This window comes from Saccharothrix sp. DSM 118769 (assembly GCF_052936295.1).
The window spans coordinates 7,939,633-7,963,246 of sequence record NZ_CP193627.1 but is presented as its reverse complement, the minus strand read 5'-3'; the positions used below and the strand labels follow the sequence as shown (position 1 = coordinate 7,963,246).

General features: G+C 72.8%; 19 protein-coding genes and 2 pseudogenes. 11 read left to right on the top strand and 10 right to left on the bottom strand.

The window, feature by feature from the left end; genetic code table 11:
- The first annotated feature begins 1 nt into the window (after position 1).
- Entirely contained in the window at positions 2-601 is a 600-nt protein-coding gene (locus tag ACRAKJ_RS33430) for a DUF7711 family protein (RefSeq protein WP_438924899.1), read from the top strand.
- Positions 602-968: 367 nt separating this feature from the next.
- Complete coding sequence (locus tag ACRAKJ_RS33425) at positions 969-2,867, top strand: hypothetical protein (RefSeq protein ID WP_438924898.1); 1,899 nt, start codon at positions 969-971, stop codon at positions 2,865-2,867.
- Between the two features lie 47 nt (positions 2,868-2,914).
- On the opposite strand, the pseudogene ACRAKJ_RS33420 reads toward ACRAKJ_RS33425, so the two are convergent.
- The 5 genes and pseudogenes from ACRAKJ_RS33420 to ACRAKJ_RS33400 form a co-directional block, all read right to left on the bottom strand.
- Positions 2,915-3,013 (bottom strand): annotated as a pseudogene (locus tag ACRAKJ_RS33420) (MBL fold metallo-hydrolase); the annotation flags it as partial.
- A gap of 53 nt (positions 3,014-3,066) precedes the next feature.
- The gene (locus tag ACRAKJ_RS33415; protein WP_438924897.1) at positions 3,067-4,335 is read right to left on the bottom strand and encodes a DUF4143 domain-containing protein; all 1,269 of its coding nucleotides are present in this window, start codon (positions 4,333-4,335) and stop codon (positions 3,067-3,069) included.
- A 392-nt stretch (positions 4,336-4,727) separates the two neighbouring features.
- Positions 4,728-5,825 carry a beta family protein gene (locus ACRAKJ_RS33410; RefSeq protein WP_438924896.1) on the bottom strand — a complete coding sequence of 366 codons (1,098 nt, stop codon included), beginning with the start codon at positions 5,823-5,825 and terminating at the stop codon, positions 4,728-4,730.
- A 166-nt stretch (positions 5,826-5,991) separates the two neighbouring features.
- Positions 5,992-6,345, bottom strand: a complete 354-nt coding sequence (locus ACRAKJ_RS33405) for a hypothetical protein (protein WP_438924895.1) — start codon at positions 6,343-6,345, stop codon at positions 5,992-5,994.
- A gap of 313 nt (positions 6,346-6,658) precedes the next feature.
- Complete coding sequence (locus tag ACRAKJ_RS33400; protein ID WP_438924894.1) at positions 6,659-7,336, bottom strand: MBL fold metallo-hydrolase; 678 nt, start codon at positions 7,334-7,336, stop codon at positions 6,659-6,661.
- Positions 7,337-7,451: 115 nt separating this feature from the next.
- Here ACRAKJ_RS33400 and ACRAKJ_RS33395 point away from each other — a divergent pair.
- Positions 7,452-8,402, top strand: a pseudogene (locus ACRAKJ_RS33395) (acyltransferase family protein); the annotation flags it as partial.
- Between the two features lie 119 nt (positions 8,403-8,521).
- Here the strand turns inward: ACRAKJ_RS33395 and ACRAKJ_RS33390 are convergent.
- A complete protein-coding gene (locus ACRAKJ_RS33390; RefSeq protein WP_438924893.1) occupies positions 8,522-9,316 on the bottom strand; it encodes a maleylpyruvate isomerase family mycothiol-dependent enzyme in 795 nt (264 codons plus the stop codon).
- 233 nt (positions 9,317-9,549) lie between these two features.
- Between ACRAKJ_RS33390 and uvrA the strand changes: the two genes are divergently transcribed.
- From uvrA to ACRAKJ_RS33375, 3 genes are all read left to right on the top strand, one after another.
- Positions 9,550-12,423 carry an excinuclease ABC subunit UvrA gene (uvrA, locus tag ACRAKJ_RS33385; protein ID WP_438924892.1) on the top strand — a complete coding sequence of 958 codons (2,874 nt, stop codon included), beginning with the start codon at positions 9,550-9,552 and terminating at the stop codon, positions 12,421-12,423.
- 42 nt (positions 12,424-12,465) lie between these two features.
- Entirely contained in the window at positions 12,466-12,921 is a 456-nt protein-coding gene (locus ACRAKJ_RS33380) for an SRPBCC family protein (protein WP_438924891.1), read from the top strand.
- Between the two features lie 89 nt (positions 12,922-13,010).
- Positions 13,011-13,832, top strand: coding sequence for a hypothetical protein (locus tag ACRAKJ_RS33375; protein ID WP_438924890.1), 822 nt, complete (start codon positions 13,011-13,013; stop codon positions 13,830-13,832).
- 133 nt (positions 13,833-13,965) lie between these two features.
- On the opposite strand, the gene ACRAKJ_RS33370 is transcribed toward ACRAKJ_RS33375, so the two are convergent.
- Positions 13,966-14,589: a TetR family transcriptional regulator gene (locus tag ACRAKJ_RS33370; protein WP_438924889.1), complete on the bottom strand. Its 624-nt coding sequence runs from the start codon at positions 14,587-14,589 to the stop codon at positions 13,966-13,968.
- Between the two features lie 75 nt (positions 14,590-14,664).
- Between ACRAKJ_RS33370 and ACRAKJ_RS33365 the strand changes: the two genes are divergently transcribed.
- Together ACRAKJ_RS33365 and ACRAKJ_RS33360 are read left to right on the top strand one after the other, a co-directional pair.
- Positions 14,665-15,879, top strand: a complete 1,215-nt coding sequence (locus tag ACRAKJ_RS33365; protein WP_438924888.1) for an FAD-dependent monooxygenase — start codon at positions 14,665-14,667, stop codon at positions 15,877-15,879.
- A 117-nt stretch (positions 15,880-15,996) separates the two neighbouring features.
- Entirely contained in the window at positions 15,997-16,869 is an 873-nt protein-coding gene (locus tag ACRAKJ_RS33360; RefSeq protein ID WP_447008782.1) for a hypothetical protein, read from the top strand.
- A gap of 130 nt (positions 16,870-16,999) precedes the next feature.
- On the opposite strand, the gene ACRAKJ_RS33355 is transcribed toward ACRAKJ_RS33360, so the two are convergent.
- Genes ACRAKJ_RS33355 through ACRAKJ_RS33345 form a run of 3 tightly spaced genes read right to left on the bottom strand, consistent with a single transcriptional unit; the run spans position 17,000 to position 21,249 of the window.
- Complete coding sequence (locus tag ACRAKJ_RS33355) at positions 17,000-18,394, bottom strand: GntT/GntP/DsdX family permease (protein ID WP_438926596.1); 1,395 nt, start codon at positions 18,392-18,394, stop codon at positions 17,000-17,002.
- Complete coding sequence (locus ACRAKJ_RS33350; protein ID WP_438926597.1) at positions 18,391-19,980, bottom strand: amidohydrolase family protein; 1,590 nt, start codon at positions 19,978-19,980, stop codon at positions 18,391-18,393. The genes ACRAKJ_RS33355 and ACRAKJ_RS33350 overlap by 4 nt, the downstream gene beginning before the upstream one ends.
- Before the next feature lie 9 nt (positions 19,981-19,989).
- Positions 19,990-21,249 (bottom strand): amino acid deaminase, encoded by a 1,260-nt coding sequence (locus ACRAKJ_RS33345; protein WP_438926603.1) that lies wholly within the window; start codon positions 21,247-21,249, stop codon positions 19,990-19,992.
- A 110-nt stretch (positions 21,250-21,359) separates the two neighbouring features.
- On the opposite strand from ACRAKJ_RS33345, the gene ACRAKJ_RS33340 reads away from it, so the two are divergent.
- The 3 genes from ACRAKJ_RS33340 to ACRAKJ_RS33330 are packed head-to-tail and all read left to right on the top strand — an operon-like array spanning position 21,360 to position 23,475.
- A complete protein-coding gene (locus tag ACRAKJ_RS33340) occupies positions 21,360-22,328 on the top strand; it encodes a PfkB family carbohydrate kinase (protein WP_438926598.1) in 969 nt (322 codons plus the stop codon).
- Entirely contained in the window at positions 22,325-23,074 is a 750-nt protein-coding gene (locus ACRAKJ_RS33335; protein ID WP_438926599.1) for an IclR family transcriptional regulator domain-containing protein, read from the top strand. Before ACRAKJ_RS33340 ends, ACRAKJ_RS33335 begins: the two co-directional genes overlap by 4 nt.
- Positions 23,075-23,091: 17 nt before the next feature.
- Positions 23,092-23,475 (top strand): RidA family protein, encoded by a 384-nt coding sequence (locus tag ACRAKJ_RS33330; RefSeq protein ID WP_438926600.1) that lies wholly within the window; start codon positions 23,092-23,094, stop codon positions 23,473-23,475.
- Positions 23,476-23,614 lie beyond the last annotated feature (139 nt).

Here is a 23,614-nt window from a genome sequence, read left to right as displayed (position 1 = left end):
GGTGAAGTGGACGCGTGCGGTGGGGCACCTGCGGGACCTGGCGGAGAAGTGCGACGAGCTGGCGGAACAGGCGAACCCGGTCTACCGGCTGCGGGTGGTGCGGCTGTGGGCCGTCGGGGACGTCCTCGGCGGGGTCCGCGACATCGACCGGCTCACCGTTGCCCTGGAGGTCGACCTCCCCGCCGACGAGGTGCCGTGGCTGAGCGAGCCGGTCGGCGCGGGGCACTGGGCCCACGCCACCCGCGTCGCCACGAACCCGATCACACCGCTGTGGCGTTCGACCCGCGCCCCCGTCTGGAACCACCGCGTCGACCGCCCCGCACTGCTGTGGGACGCGGCGACCGGCGTGGCGGAGGAGACCCTGGCGGCGCTGGCCGAGGGGCGCGGCGAGCAGGTCCGCACCCCCGCGCCGAGCCCGGACGACCTGCGCGCCCGCCTGGAGGACGAGCTGGCCGTGAGCCTGCGCGCCCTGCGCGGCCGGACGCGCGGCTACGAGGAGGCGCGCTGGCGCCCCGGCAAGCTCGACCCCGTCGCGGACGACCTCTGGCGCTCCGCCGACGGCTACCTCGACGTCCTGGACGCGCTCGCGGGCACCCCCTGACCCCGGCGGCCTTCGGTCGACCGGCCGGCGGGCCCGTGGTGGAGGAGAGGTGCACCCGGCTTCCTCCCGGGAACAGCGAGTCGCTTCGACGGTGAACACGCCGCCGGCTGTCGTTCGTGGGGCGATGCCCAGGCGCGGGCAGTGGGCTACCGCCGTGCCGCTGTGGCGCCGTGCCGCTGTGCCTATCGGCGCACGGCCCCGCCCGGAACCACCGCGTCGAACGTTCCGCCCCGGTGTGGGATTCGGGGAGCGTGGTCGTCGAGAACGCGTTGGCGGAGGGGCATGGTGACCGGCCCCGGCCGTCCGAGATAGTGACCGCATGAACACGGGTGATCGCCACCGCGTGCGTGGAGCAGCCGCTGACTCCTTGGCGGCAGAGTTCGAGAACTGGGCCGCCGCGCACGGCCTCGACGCCGACCACTTCGTGGTGGAGGCGGCGTTGGAGTGGCGCGTTTCGGGGGATGGCGATCCCGCCCGGTGGACTGCCGAGGACATCCGGGAGCTGTTGGTCGAGTGGTTTCCCCGCAAGGTGACCATGAGCCGGTCCGAGTGGCCGGGAACGTTGTCGACGCTGCACAGCTGGGTTGATTTCCTGGCGGTCGCGCCGATCGACCGGCCGGGCGATCCGGCCGCGTTGCACGCGGTGATCGACCAGGTCGCCCCGGTCTTCTTCGAGAGGATGGCCGACGAGCGCAACTACGGGTTGGGGAAGTTCTGGGCGACGCGCATGATCGAGCAGGGCGTCGACCCGCAGGACGGTGAGGGTGTTCGCCGCTTCGTGGCGGCGGCCCAGGCCGGCGAGGTCGACTACGACCAGGACGTCCTGGCCGAGATCGTGCGGCGCGGTGCGTTCGACGGTGGGGTCGACCTGGTCGACCTCGGCTTCGACGAGGGTGTGGGGCGTCAACTGCCGCCGGTGGTCCTGCCCCCCGAGCAGGACCTGGCCGCCATGGCGGGTGGTTCGGCCCTGGTGACCCGGCTCCGCGCGGTGGTGGCGTGGGTGGGGGCGGGGCGCGCGTTGACGGCGACCAAGCGCCTGCGCGTCACCGACGCCCGTGAGCTGGCCGGGCTGCTGGGTGTGGACGAGCCCTTCCTGGAGCGGGCACGGAGCAGCGCCGACCTGCCGCAGGTGTCGCTGCTGGTCGAGTGGGCCAGGGCGGTCCGCGTGCTCCGGGTGGTCAAGGGCCGGTTGGTGCCGGTCAAGAGCGCGGTCGGACTGCTCGACCGACCGCTGGACCTGTGGCGGCGGGCGTACGCGGCCCTCCCGGGGTTGGGGCACGTGTTGTGCGCGCCCACCAGCTACTACGAAGCTCCTTCCCCGCTCGGGGAGTCCCTGCCCGAGGTGGCGCCCGAACTGCTGCTGGACCTCTACACCGCGGGCGGGACGCCGTTGCCGGTGGAGTTGCTGGTCCGGAACGTCCGGAACCTGCTTTCCGAGCTGTTCGACTTCGGCGTCGGCGGGCTCTTGGTGGACTTCCGCGAGCTGATGTGGCGCAGGGACCTCGACAACGTGCTCACGGCGCTGGAGACGTTGGGAGCGGTGGAGGAGGTGGCCGCGGAGTCGTGGGAACTGGACGAGGTCGCCGAGCTGTCCGGTGAGGAGAACCCCGATCCGAGGCTCGTGAAGTTGACCCCGCTGGGGTTGTGGGGTGTGCGGGAGGTGCTGTTGGCGGAGGGCTTCGACGCACCCACGGCCGAGGAGCTGGCCGAACGGCCGCTGGACCAGGTGTGCGAAGCCTTGCGGCAGGCGGCGCCCGAGCTGGTCGAGTCGGTGTTGGCGGGCTGGGTCGGGGCGAGGGGGACCGCTGAGGCGGCGGCCGGGTTGGCGGAGTGCTGCGCGGCCGGGCCGTCGCCGTCAGCTCGCCTGCTGGCCTGGTCGGCGTTGCACCACACGGGCGCGTCAGGCGTCGAACAGGCCCGCCGCTTGCGCGCCACCGGCGGAGTGCCGGGGGCCGTGGCCACCGAGTGGCTGGTCCGCCACGGCGAGCTGGCCCCGAGCGCCGCGCGGAAGCACGAGGTGGTCCTCGCGCTGGCCGAGAACCTCGCCGCCAGGCACGAGCACGGCCTGCTGGTCGAAGAGCTGACCGGGCACCCGCTCGACGACCAGCTCGGCTTCGTCCGAGCGCTGGCCGACGCCGACCACCCCGACCGGTACGACATGCTGTCCACCATCTCCGAGCACCACCCGGACCGGGGCGTCGCCGCCGGGGCACGCGCGATCCTCGCCAACCGGGCCGGAGGGGCGGCAGGCACCCACCCGCGCTGACGCCCTCGGTCGATCGCGTCGGCAGGCGGTGGTCTCCGACCGTCCGCTCACCAGCCCTGCGAACGCCACTCGTCCAGGTGAGGCCGTTCACGCCCCAGGGTGGTGTCGTCCCCGTGACCCCGGTACACCCAGCTATCATCGGGCAGGCACGTCGAAGATCTGGGAACGGCGAATCACACCAACGGTGAACACGGCGCCATCACGGTCGCGCGGTTTCCCACAGCGCCGCGATGGGCAGTGACACCAGTCGGTCGCCGAAGCTGATACCCCCCTGGCGTCCGGTGTGGAAGACGACGCCCAGCGAGAACTGGTCACCCAGCAGGTCTCGCAACGTGGCCAGTCCCCGGAAGTCCTCGCCGGTGACGGTGTCCTTCGCCTTGGCCTCGATGCCGACCACGTGGCCGTCGTCGCGCTCCAGGACCACGTCGACTTCCGCGCCTCCGCTGACTCGCCAATGGTGCAAGCGAACCGCTGTTTCGCTCCAGGTGGCGTGTTTCGCCAACTCGTTGACGATGAACGTCTCGACGAGCGGACCGCGCGCCGGAGCTACCGGCTTCGCCAGGGACTCGGGCGAGACGCCCAGCATCGATGCGGCCAAACCGGTGTCCGTGAGGTGCAGTTTGGAGTGCTTGACGACTCGCGCCGTCAGGTTCCGGGACCAGACCGGGAGCCTGTGGACCAGGAAGACCGCTTCGAGGAGTTCGATGTAGCGGTTCACGGTGGTGCGGTGCAGACCGGTCTTGCTCGATGTGTTGACGCTGTTGTGCTCCTGGGCGGTGATCGAGGCGAGGTAGGCGAGCAGGGCGGTGATGGCGCTCGGTTCGTTGACCCTGGCCATCTCCCGGATGTCGCGTTCCGCGATCGCCTGCACGTAACTGCGGAACCACGTGCGCCGGGCGCGAGCGGTCTTCATCAGCGCCGGCTCGGGGAACCCGCCTCGACACAGGCGCTCGAAGTAGCCGAGCCGATCCACAGCGGTTGGCGGGAACGCCCTCAACGAACCCGGATCGTCGAACGCGATGTCGATGAAGCTCTCGAACCTGCCCTCGAACTCGCCTTGCGAGAACGGCCACACGTCCACGACCGCGCCGCGCCCCGCGAGCGACTCGGACAGGCTCGGAGTGGCGAGGAAGCGCGTGGATCCGGCCAGGACGTAGCGACCTGGTGCGGGTGCGGAGTCGACCTCGGCCTTTATCGCGCGCACGAGTGCGTCACCGGCTCGCTGGACCTCGTCGATGAACCGCGGCTCCTCACCACTGGTCACGAAGGCCAACGGATCGCTGACCGCCGCTTGCAGCAGTTGCTCGTTGTCGAGGTTGAGCAGTGTTCCGCCGCGCTCCTGTCGCATGTGCCTGAGCAGGGTGGTCTTACCCGCTTGGCGTGGTCCGTTGAGGATGACGACCCTGAAGGTCGAAAGGTACTCCTCGGCCACTGTGCTGCAAGCGCGCATCAGGTCGGTGTCGGTCATCTGCCCTCAGCAGGGGATTGTCGTGGCACGGCAGGCTGACCGTACACCTCGCCACGCGCTGGACCGACAGTTCACAGCACACCGGATCGACATTTGGCGACAGGTCGAACCGACATATTACCGATCTTGAGAGCGACGCGGGCGCTCCCCGGTCCGTGTGGCTCCGCCTGCGGGGAGCGCCGGGCGAGGAGGCAGCCGCGTCCTGCGGACGGGCAGTACACCCGGCTAGAACAGCAAGCCGCACCAGCGGACAGCGGGATCAGCACTTCAGCGTGCGGCAGCGCCACGATCGGCTGTCTCTCGACCCGACTCGATCACAGGCGCGCCATGTCGACTCCGCTCGGACCGGGCAGCCGTGCGTGTCCTCCCGGTCAAGTGGTCGAGCACGGGCATCAGAGGTCGGATGGCGCCCGGCGCGTCACGTGCTCGATGTGGTGCGACGTGGCGATGGCTATCCAGCGGGGCACGGTGCCCGCGGTTCTTCCGCCCCCTCGCCTGCAACGGGTCAACTCGTGGTCACCCCACGAGAAGTCCCTGCCGGCGAACTCCGGCCGTGCCAGAAGCTCTTCCGCCAAGGCGGTGAAGGCCTCGACGGCCGCACCCTGCACCGGCTTGCCGTCTTCCCTGGCGAGTTGTCTGCGCAGCGCGACCGTGGAACCCGGAGCCGTGTAGTAGAGGTACGGGTTGACGGTTCTCGGGCCCGGGTCCCCGCCTTCGGGTGGCACCGGGTGAACCACGCCGTAGTCCCCGTAGTTCACCGCCCTGCCCACCTGCTCGGCGACCGCAAGCCACAGAGGTACTTCGGGGCGTTGACGGGTAGTCGTGGCGAAGCTGTTCCGGCCGGCCGGGATCGAACCGGCCAGCAGCGTCGTCGACGACGGCCCGATGCCCTCGACGATCGTGCCGATCAGCCGTGCGGCCCGTGCCACGTGGGCGGGTTGCACGGTCTCGACGAAGCCGAGGTCGATCACGGCGTGCAGGTGCCCCGCCTCGACGCCGGTCCGGCTGACGACGCGCCGGAGCCGGTCGACGATCTCCGCCGGCGGGGTGGCGACCCCGCGCACCCGCACCACGACGTCCCGCGGCCGGTGTTGTCGGAGTAGGGAGATCGTCCTGAGTTCGTCGTCCGTCGCCGAGTCGGCCACGACGGGGATCAACGCGGTGACGTCGAGCGCCAGAAGCCCGAGCTCGTCGTGCAGCGTGTTCTCGATCTGCTTGTCGAGGAATTCCAACGGGCCGCCCGGCTGGCGGGCCAGCGAACTGGTCGCGCTGAGCAGGTGCGCGTCGATCCACAGTGGTTTGTCGTGCGCTGCCGCGTCCACCGCGGCTCTGACGAGCGCGGGCAGGAGTTGCCCTCTTTCCGCCACTCCGACGGAGTCCAGCAATTCCACGAGGATCGCCGGTCGTGACTCGGGGTTCGCCGGAAGGTGGTGGAGCGCGTCGAGTTCACCTTTTTTGCTCTTCAACGCGATCAATGGGGTGAAGGGCATCGCGTGACTCCCTGCCGAAGAGCGCCTGTGGTCGCAAGCCGGGCAACTTCGATCCTGGGAGTTCGACCGGTCCGCTGACACCTGCCGATCGGGTGATCTTCGGCTCTCGCTCTCGCGCTGAGGGCCCGGTGACCCGTGTGGGATACAGGCGACCGCACAAGTGCGGTCAAGCCACGCGCCTGTCGGTGGTGGTGACGACCCGGTTTCCGGAGATCGCGGTGCTCGTGGTGCACGGCAAGCGTGAGTCCCGGCCGCCGAACAGGGCATTGCCGGTGCGGGTAGGTGGGATCGCGACGACCGGTACCGGCCGAACGTCCCGGTGGTCTGCGTTGTCCACGACCCTGAAGCTGGCACCCCCCACTGGGCGAACGCCACCGCGCAGTTGCGAAACGCGAGTCGATTCGGTGACGAACTCAAATCGATCCGGGTTCCCCGCGAGCCGGTGCTGGCCGACGACGCGCTGCCCGAATTTGTCGACGAACTCCGCCTCCACCTCTTCTCGCGTACCGATCTCATTCACGCCCTGGCTGATCACGTCGGTGCCGACGCGAAGTCCACGACTACGTGGCCCACTTCACCGACAATTCCGATTCCCTGGTGGTGACCGACTACGGCGAGGCGGCCTGGGGGAGGGAGGCAGGATGGTGGACTACTTCTTGAAACACCACGACACCCCTGGTCGTGTGGTCTCGACCCTGGACGAGCGGATGTGGTGCGATTGTGTGCGGCCGCGAGCGCGTGGTGGCGCAAGGCGCCGGCGCGGAAGGGCTGAGCGAAGCAGATCGTGAAGGTGGACGGGCTGCCGGTTTCCACCGAACAGCCCGTCTGTCGGCTCACCAGCCGCGCGAACGCCACTCGTCCAGGTGAGGACGTTCAGCCCCCAGGGTGGTGTCGTCCCCGTGACCCGGGTACACCCAGGTGTCATCCGGCAGCACGTCGAAGATCCGGGACGACACATCGGAGATCAACGACGTGAAGTCCTCCGGCGACGTGGTCCTGCCCACACCACCCGGGAACAGGGAGTCCCCGGTGAACAGGTGGGGGTGGCCGGTCGGGTCGCGGTACAGCAGGGCGATCGACCCCGGGGTGTGGCCGCGCAGGTGGATCACCTCCAGCGGTACCTCGCCGACCCGCACCGCGTCACCGTGCTCCACCAGGAAGTCCGGCGGGATCGGGAGCACGCCCGCGTCCGCGGCGTGCGCCACCGTGTTCGACCCGTTGGCCCCCGCCACCGCGCCCAGGGCGCCCCAGTGGTCCGCGTGCTGGTGCGTCGTCACGACCGTCTTGAGCCTGGGCCGGTTCAGCGAGTGGCCCACCAGGTCGGACAGGCGTTCCGGGTCGGCGGCCGCGTCGACCAGCAGCGCCTCGTTGGTCGCCCGGCAGACGAGGAGGTAGGCGTTGTTGTCCATCGGTCCGACGGAGATCTTCGTGATGGTCAGCGCGTCCAGGGTGCGCCGCGCGGCGGGCCCGCCCGGCTCCACGTGCCCCGTGTAGTCCTCAAGTACGTCCACAGCGGCCGACGGTAGCCGACCCACGCCCTTCAGGGTCCCCACAGGTGCCTCCCCTAGGGTTGGCGCCGCGCCCCGCCGCACCGCCGATGTCGTCTGAATAGGGTTTTCCCACCTCGTGCCTACTAGCGCGCCCACCACCCGCCGGATCAACTGGGACGTCCTGCGCATCGCCGCCGTGCTGTGCGTCCTCCTCCAGCACGCGACCCACGCCGGACCGTCCGTCCACCCCGAACTCGGCGACCCCGTCTTCGCCTTCGGCCTGGAGTTCGGCGCCAGCGCGCTGGTGGTGATCTCCGCCTTCTTCGCCTGCGCCTCGCTGGCCAAGGGCGCCCCGGCGCGCTTCCTGCGCCACCGCCTGGCCCGCCTGCTGCCCGCCTACGTCGTGGCCGCCGTGGTCACCTACCTCGTGCTGCGCCACGTCGCGCCGGCGGGCTGGAGCCACCTGGAGCCGCGCGACCTGCTGTTCAACGCCCTGATGCTCCAGAACTGGTTCCCCGGCGTCCGCCTGGTCGACTTCTCCTACTGGACGCTGCCCGTGCAGGTCACGGGGTTCGTCGCGGGCGCGCTGCTGGTCTCCCGGGTCCGCGGCGGCGGGGTCAAGGCGATGCTGTGGGCGCTGGTCCTCGGCCCCCTGGTGGCGCGCGGGTGGACCGGGGACCCCGGTCTCGTCCGCACCCTCTACGACGGCCTCGGCGTGCACCGCGGCCAGCTGTTCGCGATCGGCGTCGGCATCTGGCTGTGGGCGCGCGGCAGGCTGGGCGACACGCACCTGTTCGCCCTGCTCACGGCCGCGCTGCTGGCGCAGGCGGTGCACAGCGCGGACCTGCCGTCGACCATCGGGCTCGGCGTGCTGCTGATCGCGGTGTGCGCGGCGGCGGGCGGCCCGGACTGGGACGTCGCGCCGGTGCGCGCCCTCGCCCGACCCATCCGGTGGTTGGCGGGCATCTCCTACGGCGTGTACCTGGTCCACCAGGAGATCGGCTACGTGGTCATGGCGAAGGTCGCCCCCCTCGGCCCGTGGGCCGAGCTGGCGGCGTTCACCGGGACCGCCGTCGTCCTCGGCTGGCTGCTGACGCGGTTCGTGGAGCGGCCGGCGCACCGCGCGCTGACCGCGAGCCCGAACGGGCCGGTGCTCGCGGGCCTGGTGCTCAGCGCGCGGCTGCACGCCGCCGGGACCCAGGTCGTTCAGAGCCACCTGGGCAGCGTCGGGGCCGTGCCGGTCAACCGCGCCCCGCTCTGGCGGCCGGTCAGCCACCCGAGCACGTCCGCCGCGTCGCCGCTCACGGCCACCGGGTCGGCGCCGGCCGCGGTGAGCGCCCAGCTGCGCTGACGGCCGTCCGGGAACACCGCCTCGACGCGCAGCGGCGGCACGTCCGACCGGTTCGCGTACTGGCCCGCCGCGTCGGCCAGCAGGTGGTCGAGCACGTCCTCCGGCAGGTCGCCGAACCCGACGCCGCGGTCGAGGTCGACCAGGTGCACCCACAGCTCGCGCACCCGCAGCCACGGCACGCGGCACGCGGGCATCGGCGCGCCGGTGCCGGGGTGCGCGAGCAGGTGGTCCCAGGCGCTGTCGGGCAGCTCACCGCCCGCCGTGGCGAACCTCTCGCACGCCGCGTCCAGGTCGGCGCGGAGCAGCTGCGGCAGGCGGCCCGCGCCCTCCTCGATGTCCGCGTCCCGGTCGGCCCGGCTCGGGTACATCAGGTGCTCGACACCCGTCTTGGCCCAGGTCAGGAGGTTGACCAGGGCGTCGGCGTTGCGGGCGAGGTGGGTCACGACGTGCGCCCGCGTCCACCCCGGCAGCAGGCTCGGACCGCGCAGGGCGCGCTGGTCGAGCGCCGCGACGACCTCGTACACCGCGTCGGTGGCCCGCTCCGCGGCGGCCAGCCCGGCCTTCGCGTCGCGGACCGGCGCGGAGTGCTCGCGCGGCGCGGGTACGCTCGTCTGGGCGGATCGGACCTGGGCGGCATCAGCGGAGCTCATGGGCACCTCATCCCGGCGTCATGCGGCCGAACGGCCTATCGCCCCAGCGTAGGGGCGTCGTCTACCCACCGGTAGAGCCGTTGGCGCACGATCGTGGGAGAGCCGCCACCGCGTTTTTGTCGGTGGGCCCACCTAGCATGGTCCGAGCCCTCCCCGACAGACCCCGGCCCGGTGGTCCGATACGCTTTTCGAACGTCTGTTCGGGGGATGGTCAACTTCGAAGGGAACATGCTGTGGCCGACCGGCTTGTCGTTCGCGGGGCGCGCGAGCACAACCTGCGAGGGGTGGACCTCGACCTGCCGAGGGACAGCCTCATCGTGTTCACCGGGCTGTCCGGCTCGGGCAAGTCCAGCCTCGCCTTCGACACCATCTTCGCCGAGGGGCAGAGACGCTACGTCGAGTCGCTCTCGGCGTACGCGCGGCAGTTCCTCGGCCAGATGGACAAGCCGGACGTGGACTTCATCGAGGGCCTCTCGCCCGCGGTGTCGATCGACCAGAAGTCGACCAGCCGCAACCCGCGCTCCACCGTGGGCACCATCACCGAGGTCTACGACTACCTGCGCCTGCTCTACGCGCGCGCCGGCAAGGCGCACTGCCCGCAGTGCGGCGAGGCGATCAGCAAGCAGACGCCGCAGCAGATCGTGGACCAGGTCCTGGCCATGGAGCAGGGCACGAAGTTCCAGGTGCTGGCCCCGGTCATCCGCGGCCGCAAGGGCGAGTACGTCGACCTGTTCTCCACGCTCCAGTCGCAGGGCTACTCCCGCGCCAAGGTCGACGGCGTCGTGCACGCCCTGGGCGAGGTGCCGAAGCTCAAGAAGCAGGAGAAGCACCACATCGCGGTCGTGATCGACCGGCTGAGCGTGAAGGCGAGCTCCAAGCAGCGGCTCACCGACTCGGTGGAGACCGCGCTGCGCCTGGCCGACGGCCTGGTCGAGCTGGAGTTCGTCGACGTGCCGGAGAACGACCCCGGCCGGGTGCGCGGCTTCTCCGAGAACCTGGCCTGCCCGAACGGCCACGCGCTGGCGATCGAGGACCTGGAGCCCCGGTCGTTCTCCTTCAACTCGCCCTACGGCGCGTGCCCCACGTGCACCGGCATCGGCGTGCGCAAGGAGGTCGACCCGGAGCTGGTCGTGCCGGACGACGAGCTGTCGCTCGGCGAGGGCGCCATCGCGCCGTGGGCCTCGGGCCAGACCGCCGAGTACTTCACCCGCCTGCTGGAGTCGCTGTCGCTGGCCGTGGGCTTCCGGATGGACACGCCGTGGCGGCAGCTCCCCGCGAAGGTGCAGAAGGCGGTGCTGCACGGCGTCGACGAGCAGGTCAACGTCCGCTACCGCAACCGCTACGGCCGCGAGCGCTCCTACTACGCCAACTTCGAGGGCGTGATCCCGTTCCTGGAGCGGCGGCAGGAGCAGACCGAGTCCGAGTACATGAAGGAGAAGTACGAGGGCTACATGCGGGAGGTGCCGTGCCCGGTGTGCCGGGGCACGCGCCTCAAGCCGGAGATCCTGGCCGTCACGCTGCACCACGCGACCAAGGGCGACAAGTCGATCGCCGAGGTCTGCAACATGTCGGTGGCCGAGTGCTCCGACTTCCTCGACGGGCTGCGGCTGGGCACGCGCGAGGCGATGATCGCGGGCGCGGTGCTCAAGGAGATCCAGGCCCGGCTGCGGTTCCTGCTCGACGTCGGCCTCAACTACCTGTCGCTGGACCGCGCCTCGGGCACCCTGTCCGGCGGTGAGGCGCAGCGCATCCGGCTGGCCACCCAGATCGGCTCCGGCCTGGTCGGCGTGCTGTACGTGCTGGACGAGCCGTCGATCGGCCTGCACCAGCGCGACAACCACCGGCTGATCGAGACGCTGACCCGGCTGCGCGACCTGGGCAACACGCTGATCGTCGTCGAGCACGACGAGGACACCATCCGCACGTCCGACTGGGTGGTCGACATCGGCCCCGGCGCGGGCGAGCACGGCGGCAAGGTCGTGCACAGCGGCCCGTACAAGGCGCTGCTGAAGAACAAGGAGTCGATCACCGGCGCGTACCTGGCGGGGCGCAGGGAGATCCCGATGCCCGCCACCCGCCGCAAGGTCGACAAGAAGCGGCAGCTGACCGTGGTGGGCGCGCGCGAGCACAACCTGCGCGGCATCGACGTGTCGTTCCCGCTCGGGTGCCTGGTGTCGGTCACGGGCGTGTCCGGCTCGGGCAAGTCCACGCTGGTCAACGACATCCTGGCGACGGTGCTGGCGAACAAGCTCAACGGCGCCCGCCAGGTGCCGGGCCGGCACACCCGGATCAAGGGCCTGGAGCACGTCGACAAGCTGGTGCAGGTCGACCAGTCCCCGATCGGCCGCACGCCCCGGTCCAACCCGGCGACCTACACGGGCGTGTTCGACCACATCCGCAAGCTGTTCGCGGCCACGACCGAGGCGAAGGTGCGCGGCTACCAGCCGGGCCGCTTCTCGTTCAACGTCAAGGGCGGGCGCTGCGAGGCGTGCGCGGGCGACGGCACCATCAAGATCGAGATGAACTTCCTGCCGGACGTCTACGTCCCGTGCGAGGTGTGCAAGGGCGCCCGCTACAACCGCGAGACGCTGGAAGTGCACTACAAGGGCAGGACGATCTCCGAGGTCCTCGACATGCCGATCGAGGAGGCCGCGACGTTCTTCGAGCCCATCAACGCCATCCACCGGCACCTGCGCACGCTGGTCGAGGTCGGCCTCGGGTACGTGCGGCTGGGCCAGCCCGCGCCGACCCTGTCGGGCGGTGAGGCGCAGCGCGTGAAGCTCGCGTCCGAGCTGCAGAAGCGGTCGACCGGCAAGACGGTCTACATCCTCGACGAGCCGACCACGGGCCTGCACTTCGAGGACATCCGCAAGCTGCTGGGCGTGATCAACGGGCTGGTCGACAAGGGCAACTCGGTGATCGTGATCGAGCACAACCTGGACGTCATCAAGACCTCCGACTGGCTGGTCGACATGGGCCCCGAGGGCGGTTCGGGCGGCGGCACGGTCGTCGCCGAGGGCACGCCGGAGCAGGTCGCCGCGGTGGCCGACAGCTACACGGGCGAGTTCCTGCGCACGGTGCTGCCGGCGACGGCGGCGGCGGGCTGAGCCCGCCGGTTCGGGAGGGCGTCGCGGGGGTAGTGGGACGGCATGGCGCTGAACCACTACCGCTTCCGCAGCACCTGGTCGCTCGACGAGGGGCCCGTGCCGGTCTACGACGTGCTCTCCGACCTCGCGGGCTACCAGGGGTGGTGGCGGGAGGTGCGCGGCGGACGGCGGGTGGCCGACGACGCCGCCGAGCTGCGCCTGCGGTCCCTGCTGCCCTACGAGCTGGTGGTGGTGCTGCGCCGGGACGTGGACGACCCGGCGGCGGGCGTGCTGCGGGCCGTGCTGTCCGGTGACATGGACGGCACGGCGACCTGGCGCATCGCGCCCGCGGGCACCGGGACGCGCCTGGTGTTCGAGCAGGAGGTCGAGGTGCGCAAGCCGCTGCTGCGCGCGCTCGCGCCGGTGGCCCGGCCGCTGTTCACCGCCAACCACGCGCTGATGATGCGCAGCGGCCTGCGCGGCCTGCGCGCCCGCCTGGCGGGGGAGCGGACCGGCTAGGCGGTGTCCCGCGGGTCGTTGTCGCAGCCGGGGGGCGATGGCGGTGGTGGTGGGTCCGGCCAGTTGCCCGCGGCGGGCACGATGGTGGGGTGCCCCGGACGTGGATCTGCGTACGACAGGTTCTGCTGACCCTCGGATTCCTGCTCGCCATCGTGGTGACCAGCGGCGGAGTGGCCTACAGCCACAGCTTCGGCTTCACCTGGCTCACCGTCCTGGTCTCGTTGCCCCTGCTGGTCGGCGCGTTCGCCAGCGTGATGGTGTGCTTCATCGGCGAGCATTCGCTGGATGTCGAACCGGAGTGGATCCTGCCGGTGGTGCTCGCCGCGGTCTGCCTGTTCTTCTACGCCCCGACCGGTCTGTCGCTCGCTTACCTGCACACGGCTGCGGATCGGGTGGCCGTCGTGGTCGTCGACGACCACGACGGCGACTCCGCTCCGGACACCGGCCGGAAGATCCGGGTCGCGGACGCCGGCACCGGCGCGGACCTCGGCGAGCTCGCCCACCACGCCGACCGGGACCTGCGGGTCGGCGACCGGCTGGAGGTCCTGGTCGATCCGCGGGGCCGGCTGCCGATGGAGGGCCCGGGGATGTCTCCCGAGGCGCGCACGTCGACCTACCTGTTCGCCGGCCCCGGGTTCGGCGTGATCTTCCTGGTCACCGGGTTGCGCATGCGCCGGGACCTGCGCCGCTACCGGCTCACCGGCTCCCGCATGCCGTTCGCGACGCCGGCGAAGGCGCGGGGCCCCGAACCCCGGCGGGAACCGACGGCGGACGACCCGGATGCGCCGAAGTCCGACCCGCCCGGACCCGACGGCGTGCCGAAGCGGGCTGATCGGGGGGACGGTGGTGGCTCCTCCGGCGGTGACCACGGCGACTCCGGCGGCGACTACGGCGGCGACTCCGGGGATTGAGCCGTCCGGGACGGGGCCGTCCCGTCTCGGCGAGTGGTCCACCGGCCGGGCTTGCGCGGCGGGCGACCACCGGGCCGGACCCACCATCGCCGCCGTCGTCCCCCGGCCGCGACAACGACCTGCGGGACACCGGCTAGGCCGGGTCCGCCGGTCGGCCGAGGTGGCGCACGAGGCGGGCCAGCTGCTCGGCGTAGCGCTCGGCGAACCCGGCCGACGCAGGGTCCTCGCCGGTGATCCGCCGCGCCGTCTTCGGCATGAACAGCGACGCCGAGGCCGCCGCCGTGAGCGCGAGCAGCAGGTGCGCGGGGTCGAGGTCGGCGGGGACCTCGCCGTCGGCCTGGCGCTGGCGCAGCGCCTCGACCTGACCGCGCAGGAAACCGTCGTCGGAGTCGCCGTCCCCGGGGGCTCCGGGGTCGCCGTCGTCCGAGACGTTCTCCCACACCATCAGGCGCGCCCAGTCGCGCTGCTCGTGCGCGGACAGCGCGAAACCGCGCACGACCTCGTCCAGCGGCCCGTCGGCGAGCTGCCCGCCGTTGTGGCGCCACCGGTCGGCCAGGGCCCGGTAGAGGCCCTCCTTGCCGCCGAAGTAGTACGAGATCAGCTGCTTGTTCACGCCCGCGCGCTCGGCGATGCCGCCGACGCGCGCCCCGGCGTACCCCTTGGCGCCGAACTCGGCCGCCGCCGCCTCCAGGATGCGCGCCCTGGTGCGTTCGGGGTCGCGCTTGCGCTCGGTGGCGTCGGGGGAGCGGCGTGGCACGCGCCCACGGTAGTCCATCGCCCACTGTCAACCACCTGTTTGACTCAATCAAACGTATGGTTGATAGTGGGCGTCATGGGGATTCACGTAGCGGTGATCGGTGCCGGGGTGGGCGGGTTGTGCCTGGCCCAGGGGTTGCGGCGGAACGGGGTGGAGGTGTCGGTGCACGAGCGGGACGCGACGCCGACCGACCGGGTGCAGGGGTACCGCCTGCACGTCAACCCGGTCGGCGCGCACGCCCTGCACGAGTGCCTGCCGCCGGCGCTGTGGGAGCGGTTCACCGCCGGCACGGGCCGGGGCGGCGGCGGGTTCGGGTTCCTCGACGAGCGGCTGCGGCGGCTGCTCGTCCTGGACGGGCGGGACGACGCGCCCGAGCGCGCCCACCACTCGGTGAGCCGGGTGGCGCTGCGCGAGGTGCTGCTGGACGGCCTGGGCGACGCGGTGGCGTTCGGCCGGCGGTTCACCCGCTACGAGCACGAGGGCGGCCGGGTGACCGCGCACTTCGCCGACGGCACGGCGGTGCGCTGCGACGTGCTGGTGGGCGCGGACGGCGCGCGGTCGGCGGTGCGGGCCCAGCGCCTGCCGCACGCCGCGCTGGTCGACACCGGCATCACCGCCGTGGCCGGTCGCCTGCCGCTGACCCCGGCGACCCGGGCGTGGCTGCCGCCGGACCTGCTGGCGCACGCGTGGTCCGTGGTGCCGCGGGCGGCGGCGGGGATGTTCCTAGCGCCGCACGAACTGGCCGACGACGGCTACCTGATGTGGGCCTTCGCCGCCCGTGACCTGGCGACCGCCGACGCGGGGGAGGTGCTCGGGCACCTCGCCGGCTGGCACCCCGACCTGGTGCGCCTGGTGCGGGACACGCCGCCCGGGGCGGTGGCGCACTGGCCGATCCGCACGTCGGTGCGGGTGCCGCCGTGGGAACCGTCGGCGGTGACGCTGCTCGGCGACGCGGTGCACAGCATGACGCCGATGCGCGGCACCGGGGCCAACACCGCGCTGCGCGACGCCCTGGCCCTGTGCCGCGCCCTCACCCCCCACGCCGCCCCGACCTCCCATGCCGCCCCGACCTCCCGCGGCACCCCGACCACCCGCGACCTGCTCGCCGCGATCGGCGCCTACGAGCAGGACATGCGCGAGCACGGCTTCGCCGCCGTCGAGGCGTCGCTGCGCAGCGCCCGCCAGTTCGTGTCCGGCCGGGGCCGGTCGGCGTTCCGGACCGCGCTGCGGGCGTTCCAGGCGGTGCCGCCGCTCAAGCGGGCGGTGTTCCGGGAGCACGGCGAACGCTGAAGGTCCCGGCCGGGGATTTTCGCCGAAGATCCTTGTGAACCACCCCCGGGTGACATCCGTGTCGGGTGCATCGGTTGCCGCGACGGGACGCGGGCGATCACCCAGGGGAGGTCCACCATGATCCTCACTCGTGCGGTTGCGCTCGGGGCGGCGGCCCTGCTCGGCACCGTCCTGCTCGGCGCGTGCGGCCGGGTCGCGGCACCCACCCCGGGCACGGCGGTCCAGGCGGCGGGCGACGGGCTGGACGTGCGGCGGTTCGCCGGGGCGGCGGAGCTGGCCACCGCCGTCGTGCCGGAGCTGGGCACCGTGCTCACCGACGGCGAGGGCCTGACGCTCTACCGGTTCGACCGGGACACCGCCAAGCCCTCGACCGCGACCTGCGACGGGCCGTGCGCCGAGAAGTGGCCGCCCGCCCTGGCCACCTCCGGGGACGTGGAGGTGCAGGGCGTCGACCGGGCGCTGGTCGGCACGGTCGACCGCGCGGACGGCACCAGGCAGATCACCGTCGCCGGCTGGCCGGTCTACCACTTCGCCGAGGACACCGCGCCGGGCCAGGCGGGCGGTCAGGGCGTGGACGGCACGTGGTTCGTCGCCGCGCCGGACGGCCGGAAGGCGCTGCCCCCGGCCGCCGGTCTCGCGCTGACCACCGCGTCCGTCGGCGCGCTGGGCACCGTGCTGACCGACCGGACCGGCATGACGCTGTACCGCTTCGAGGACGACCCGACCGACCCGCCGGCGTCCACCTGCGACGGCGCGTGCGCCGCCCAGTGGCCGCCGCTGCTGGTCGACTCGCCGAACTTCGAGGCGCAGGGCGTGGACGCGTCGCTGGTCGGCACGGTGACCCGCGCGGACGGCGCGCTCCAGGTCACCGTCGCGGGCAAGCCGCTGTACCTGTTCGCCGAGGACCGGCTGTGCGGCGAGGCCAAGGGGCACGGCGTGGGCGGCAAGTGGTTCGCCGCCGGGCCCGGCGGCGCGAAGGCCGGGGCCTGAACAAGCGGGGCCTGAACAAGCGGGGCCCTGAACCAGCGGGGCCCGAACCACCGGGGCCTGAACCGCGGGCTCCCGGAGCACCGCGGGGCCGGTGTCCCCCACCGGGGGGTGGGGACACCGGCCCCGCGGGTCACACCACCAGGCTGAGCAGCGCGGCCACGACGAAGCCGACCACCGACAGGACCGTCTCCAGCACGGTCCACGTCTGGAGGGTCTCCTTGACCGACAGGCCGAAGTAGCGGGACACGATCCAGAACCCGCCGTCGTTGACGTGCGAGGCGATGATCGAGCCGGCGGCGATGGCCATGACGACCAGCGCCAGCCGCGGCTGCGAGTACCCCAGGTCCGCGACGACCGGGGCGACGATGCCCGTGGTGGTCACGATGGCGACCGTGGCCGAGCCCTGGGCGATGCGCATCCCGCAGCTGATCACGTAGGACAGGGCGATCACCGGCAGGCCCAGGTCGGCCAGCGAGCCGGCGAGCACCTTGCCGACGCCGGTGGCGGCGAGCACCGCGCCGAAGAAGCCGCCCGCGCCGACCACCAGCAGGATCATCGCGACCGGGCGCAGCGACGCGGCGGACAGCTCGGTGACCTGCTCGCGGGTCATGCCGCGCCGGTACCCCAGCAGCCAGAACGCGAGCAGCACGGCGATCGTGAGCGCCACGGCGGGCGTGCCGAAGAACGTGAACACGCCGAGCGCGGTGGACCCCTCGGGCAGCAGGACGCTGCCGAACGTGCCCGCCAGGATCAGCACCAGCGGCACCGCGATGACGCCCAGCACCAGCGACAGCGGCGGCTCGCCCTTCGCCTCCCGGTTCCGCAGTTCCTCCGCGGCGGCCAGCATCTCCTCGGGCACCGGCACGTGCAGGCGCTTGCCGATCCACGACGAGAACAGCACGCCGCCGACGAACCACGACGGGATGGCCACGGCGAGCGCCATGAGGATGATCCAGCCCAGTTCGACGCCGAGCAGGCCGGCCGCGGCGACCGGGCCGGGGTGGGGCGGCATGAACGCGTGCATCACGGACAGGCCGGCCAGCAGCGGCAGGGCGTAGAGCACGATCGACCGGCCACTGCGCTTCGCCGCGACGTACACCAGGGGCGCGAGCACGAAGATGCCGATGTCGAAGAACACCGGCACGCCGAAGATCAGGCCGGACAGGCCCATCGCGAGCGGGGCGCGCTTCTCGCCGAACGCCCGCAGCAGCGACCGGGTGAGCACCTCGGCCCCGCCGGACGCCTCCAGGATCGCGCCGAGCAGCGTGCCCAGGCCGATGATGGCGGCGATGTGGCCGAGGATGCCGCCGAAGCCCTTCTCCAGCAGGGACTCGGAGGCTTTCTGCGCGGAACCGACGAGCGCCTCCACGGGCAGGCCGGCGGCGAGCGCGACGAGCAGGCCCACGACCAGCAGGGCGATGAACGGTTCGACCTTCAGCCTGATGATCAGCGCCAGCAGCAGGGCGATGCTGAGCGCGGACAGCGTCAGCAGCCCTCCCGTCGAGTGCTGCAACCAGTCGATCACGCGTGGCTCCGGGGGTTTCGCAGGGACGTGCCGGGCAGGGCGTCGGTGCGTTCGCCGTCGTCGAGCACGGGGACGCCGTTGACGACGACGTGGCTGATGCCCGCGGCGGCGCGCCGGGGCTCGTCGAAGGTGGCGGTGTCGGCGACCGCGTCGGGGTCGAACAGCACCAGGTCGGCGGCGAAGCCCTCGCGCACCAGGCCCCGGTCGGCCAGCCGCAGCCGCCGCGCGGCCCGCCCGGTCAGGTGGTGCACGCACTCCTCCAGGCCGAGCACGCCGAGTTCGCGCACGTACCGGGCGAGGTAGCGGGGGAACGTGCCCCAGGCGCGCGGGTGCGGCCGGTCGCCCACGAGCAGGCCGTCGCTGCCGCCGGTGTGCGCGGGGTGGCGCATGATCGCCCGCACGTTGTCCTCGTGGCCGACGTGCATGAGGCACGAGGTGCCGAGGCGCTCGGAGACCAGCACGTCGAAGTACAGCTCGGCGGGCGGCCGGCCGGCGCGGCGCGCGGCCTCCGCCACCGACAGCCCCACGAGGTGCGCGTTCTCGGCCCGGCGCACGCCGTTGACCTCGATCGTCGCCCAGTCGACGGGCACGCCGTGGCAGCCGTCCGAGCCGACCTCCTCGACCTCGACCCGGATGCGCTCGCGGGTCGCCGGGTCGGTCAGCCGGGCCAGCGTGGCGTCCGGGCCGCCCTCGCCGGCCCAGCTGGGCAGCAGCGCGGACAGGTACGTCGCGCCCGGCAGGTACGGGTAGGTGTCGAGCGTGATGTCGACGCCGGTCGCGAGGGCGTCGTCCAGCAGGGCCAGCAGCTCGCCCGCGCGGCCCCGGTTGACCTCGAAGTTCATCGTGGCGTGCGCGAGGTGCAGCGGGCAGCCGGACTCCCGCGACACGGCCACCACCTCCGCGTACGCCTCCAGCGCGCCCGCGCCGTAGCTGCGGTGGTGCGGGCTGTAGAACCCGCCGTGCTCGGCGACGACCCGGCACAGCGCGGTCAGCTCGGCGGTGTCGGCGTACATGCCGGGCGTGTAGGTCAGGCCCGAGGACAGGCCCACCGCGCCCTCGCGCAGCGACGTGGCCAGCACCTCGCGCATCCGGTCCAGCTCGGCGTCGGTGGGCGGCCGGTCGTCGTAGCCGACGCACAGCATCCGCAGCGTGCCCTGCGGCACGAGGTAGGCGGCGTTGACGGCGATGCCCCGGTCGAGCCGGTCGAGGTACCCGCCGACCGAGCGCCAGTCCCAGTCGAACCCGGCGGGGTCGTCGTTCCACCCGGCGAGCTGGGCGCGCAGCGCGGCGAGCACGCCGTCGTCCACGGGCGCGTAGGACAGCCCGTCCTGGCCGAGCACCTCGGTGGTCACGCCCTGGGTGACCTTGGCCAGGTGCTCGGGGTTCGCGAGCACCTGGAGGTCGGAGTGGGAGTGCATGTCGATGAAGCCGGGCGCGAGCACGCGGCCGTCGGCCTCGACGGTCCGGCGGCCGGTGACCCGGTCGCCGATCTCGGCGATCCGCCCGTCGCGCACGCCGACGTCCGCCCGGCGGCCGGGCGCGCCGGTGCCGTCCACGACCAGCGCGCCCCGGAAGACGATGTCCACGCCGCCCCCTCAGAAGTAGGTCCGCACGAGGTCGACGACGGTGGTGCCGTCGACCACCGGGATGAGCTGCCACTTGTCGAACACCGTGCACGGGTGGGACAGGCCCAGGCCCACCCAGTCGCCGACCTCCACGGGGTCGTCGGGGGAGAGCCGCACGAACGCGTGCTGGTCGTTGAGCGCGGTCACCTCGGCGGTCAGCGGCCTGACCGCGCCGTCGCGCCCGCGCACCAGCTGGGGTTCGGGCAGGCCCTCGTCGAACGACGCGTCGCGCTTGCCGAGCGTGAGCAGCGCCAGGCCGGGTTCGGGCCGCGACGTGACCTGCGCCCAGGCGCGCAGCGCGGGCCGGAACGGTTCCGCGCCGGGCGTGCGGCCCAGCGGCGAGATGCCCCGGTAGAACCCGTCGTCGTGGGTGACGTACGCGCCGCTGCGCAGCACCGGCCGCACCGGGAACGGCCACTCGCGGGTCAGCGCGGCGGCCACCTGGTCGAAGTACGCGCTGCCGCCCGCGGTGACGATCGGCTCGTCCACCTCGAACCCGTCGCGCAGCCGGGTCGCCAGCTCCCGCAACGACTCCAGGTAGCCGTCGACGGTGGCCCTCGCCCCCGGCGACGCGTCGTGCGCCAGCGCGCCCTCGTAGCCGCCGACGCCGGCGAGCCGCAGCGCGGGGCTGGCCTCGACCGCCCGCGCGACCGCCAGCGCGGTGTCGAGGTCGCGCGCGCCGGTCCGGCCGCCGGGCGCGCCCAGCTCCACCAGCACGTCCACCGGCCGGTCGGGCGTGCCCAGCACCTCGGTCATCCGCTCGACGGCCGCCCGCGAGTCGACCCAGCAGGTGAACTCGAACGTCTCGTCGGCCAGCTCGTCGGCCAGCCAGCGCAGGCCCGCCGGGTCCACGAGCTGGTTGGCCAGCAGGACGCGGCCCACCTCGAACGCCCGGTACACGCGCACCTGGCTGATGGTGGCCGCGGTGATGCCCCACGCGCCGTGCGCCAGCTGGCGGGCGAACAGCTGCGGGGCCATGGTCGTCTTGCCGTGCGGGGCGAGCAGCACGCCGCGCTCGGCGCACCAGCGGGCCATGGTGGCGAGGTTGTGCTCCAGGGCGGCGGCGTCGAGCACGACCAGCGGGCCGACGAACCCGTCGGCGAACAGGTCGGGCCGGCGGTCGACCAGCTCGCCGACCGTGCCGCCGAACGCGTCGGCGGGCAGGCCCTTGAAGCGCCAGTCCACCCGGTCCTGGCGGATGGCGTCCACAGCGTCGAGGTCCACGGGGATCGGCACTCCTCACGTTGCATTATACGCAACGGCTATTGCGCGATGTGATGTCGAAGTGTGTAACATTCGGCTCGCCGCCCGTCAACGCGAAGGCGCTGGGAGGAGCACGGATGCGGTTCGACCTGCCGGGTGGCGTGGTGTGCCTCGGCGAGACCATGGCGGTGCTGGTGCCCGCCGACCCGGGCCCGGTGCGCGCCGCGCGCACGTGGACCCGGGCGATCGGCGGCGCCGAGTCCAACGTGGCCGTCCACCTGTGCCGACTGGGCGTGCGCAGCCGCTGGGTGGGCGCGGTCGGCGACGACGCGTTCGGCGGCGCCGTCCTCGACGCGGTCGGCGGCGCGGGCGTCGACGTCACCGGCGTGCGGGTCGACCCCGACCGGCCCACCGGCCTGTACGTCAAGGAGGCCGACGCCGCCGGCAGCCGCGTCCGCTACTACCGGCGCGGGTCCGCCGCCTCCGCCCTCGACCCCTCCGTGCTCGACCGGCTCGACCTCCGCGACACCCTGCTCGTGCACGTCACCGGCATCACCGCCGCCCTGTCCGACAGCTGCCTCGACCTGCTGCGGGCCGTGCTCGACGGGCCGCGCGCCGCACCCGTGTCGTTCGACCTGAACTGGCGGCCCGCGCTGTGGCGCGACCGCGACCCCGGCGTGCTGCGCGACCTCGCCGACGCCGCCGACGTCGTGCTCGCCGGGGCCGACGAGGCGCAGGCCGTGTGGGGCACCGGCGACCCCGACGAGCTGCGCGCCCTGCTGCCCCGCCCGAGGACGCTGGTCGTGAAGCACGGCGCGCGCGGCGCGACCGTCGTGGAGGACGGCGCGACGACCTTCCACCCGGGCCTGCGGGTCGACGTCGTCGAACCCGTCGGGGCGGGCGACGCGTTCGCCGCCGGCTACCTCGCCGCGCACCTCGCCGGCGACCCGCCGGCCCGCCGGCTGCGCGCCGGGCACCTCCAGGCCGCGTCCGCACTGCTCACCAGGGAGGATGTCGGCGAACCACTGCCGCCCCACGTCACCGCGCCGCTGCTGGACGCCGACCCGGGCACGTGGGCCGCCGCACACCTGAGGAGACGTCGATGAGCCAGAGCCTGGACCGGGCCCTCACCCTGGTGCGCGAGCTGGCGACCGGGCCGAAGACCCTGGAGGAGCTGTCCGGCGTGGTCGACGTCCACAAGTCGACCGCCCTGCGGCTGCTGCGCACCCTGGAGTCGCACCGGTTCGTGCAGCGCGACGGCGTGCACCACTACCGGCTGGGCACCGCCCTGTTCGACCTCGCCAACCGGGCGCTGGAGGAGCGCGACGTGCGGCGCAGCGCCGAGACCGCGCTGCGCGAGCTGAACGCCCGCACCGGCTACACCGTGCACCTCGCGTCCTACGAGGACGGTGAGGTCATCTACATCGACAAGTACGACAGCACCCACCCGATGCGCATGTACTCCCGCATCGGCCGCCGCGCCCCGCTGCACTGCACGGCCGTGGCGAAGGTCCTGCTGTCGGACCTGCCCGAGGCCCGCCGCCGCGAGGTCGCCGCCGCCATCGACTACGTGCCGCTGACCGCGAACACCCTCGTCACGCCCGAGGCGTACCTGGCCGAGCTGGAGCGCGTGCGCGCCGCCGGCTACGCCGTGGACAACGCCGAGCACGAGGACTTCATCCACTGCATCGCCGCGCCGATCAGGGGCGCGCGCGGCGAGGTGGTGGCCGCCGTGTCGATGTCCGTGCCGAAGGTCCTGCTGGACTTCGACGGCCTCATCGGCCACCTGCCCGACCTGCTCGCGACCGCGCGGGCGGCGTCCGTCGAGTGCGGCTGGTCGCCGCGCGACTGAAGAAGAGGAAGAAACGCATGTCGAAGACCGAGATCCGCACCGCCTCCGCCCCCACCCCGGTGGCCGCCTTCTCCCAGGGCGTCCGCAAGGGACCGGTCCTCCAGGTCGCGGGGCAGGTCGCGTTCGACCCGGAGACCGGCGCGGTCGTCGGCAGCACCGTCGCCGAGCAGACCGCGCAGGCGCTGCGCAACGTCGAGGCCGTGCTCGCGGCGGGCGGCGCGTCCCTGGCCGACGTGGTGATGCTGCGCGTGTACCTCACCGACACCGCGCACTTCGCCGAGATGAACGAGACCTACAACGCCCTCGTGACCGAGACCCCGTTCCCGGCCCGCACCACCGTCTACGTGGGCCTGCCCGAGGGCCTCCTGGTCGAGATCGACGCCCTGGCCGTCCTCGACTGACCCACCCACCCACCCCCGAGAGTCCAACCCCCAGACCCCGAGAGTCCAACCCCCAGGCCCGGCGAGTCCTACGCTCAGGCCCGGCGAGTCCTACGCCCAGGACCCGCGAGTCATGCGCTCGTGACCCGCGAGTCATGCG

What these genes read in the sequence shown, in the direction of transcription:
- ACRAKJ_RS33335 (WP_438926599.1), top strand. Translation starts at nt 22,325, where the DNA reads ATGAGCCAGAGCCTGGACCGGGCCCTCACCCTGGTGCGCGAGCTGGCG.
- ACRAKJ_RS33415 (WP_438924897.1), bottom strand. Translation starts at nt 4,335, where the DNA reads ATGACCGACACCGACCTGATGCGCGCTTGCAGCACAGTGGCCGAGGAG.
- ACRAKJ_RS33340 (WP_438926598.1), top strand. Translation starts at nt 21,360, where the DNA reads ATGCGGTTCGACCTGCCGGGTGGCGTGGTGTGCCTCGGCGAGACCATG.
- ACRAKJ_RS33410 (WP_438924896.1), bottom strand. Translation starts at nt 5,825, where the DNA reads ATGCCCTTCACCCCATTGATCGCGTTGAAGAGCAAAAAAGGTGAACTC.
- ACRAKJ_RS33360 (WP_447008782.1), top strand. Translation starts at nt 15,997, where the DNA reads ATGATCCTCACTCGTGCGGTTGCGCTCGGGGCGGCGGCCCTGCTCGGC.
- ACRAKJ_RS33330 (WP_438926600.1), top strand. Translation starts at nt 23,092, where the DNA reads ATGTCGAAGACCGAGATCCGCACCGCCTCCGCCCCCACCCCGGTGGCC.
- ACRAKJ_RS33390 (WP_438924893.1), bottom strand. Translation starts at nt 9,316, where the DNA reads ATGAGCTCCGCTGATGCCGCCCAGGTCCGATCCGCCCAGACGAGCGTA.
- ACRAKJ_RS33365 (WP_438924888.1), top strand. Translation starts at nt 14,665, where the DNA reads ATGGGGATTCACGTAGCGGTGATCGGTGCCGGGGTGGGCGGGTTGTGC.
- ACRAKJ_RS33380 (WP_438924891.1), top strand. Translation starts at nt 12,466, where the DNA reads ATGGCGCTGAACCACTACCGCTTCCGCAGCACCTGGTCGCTCGACGAG.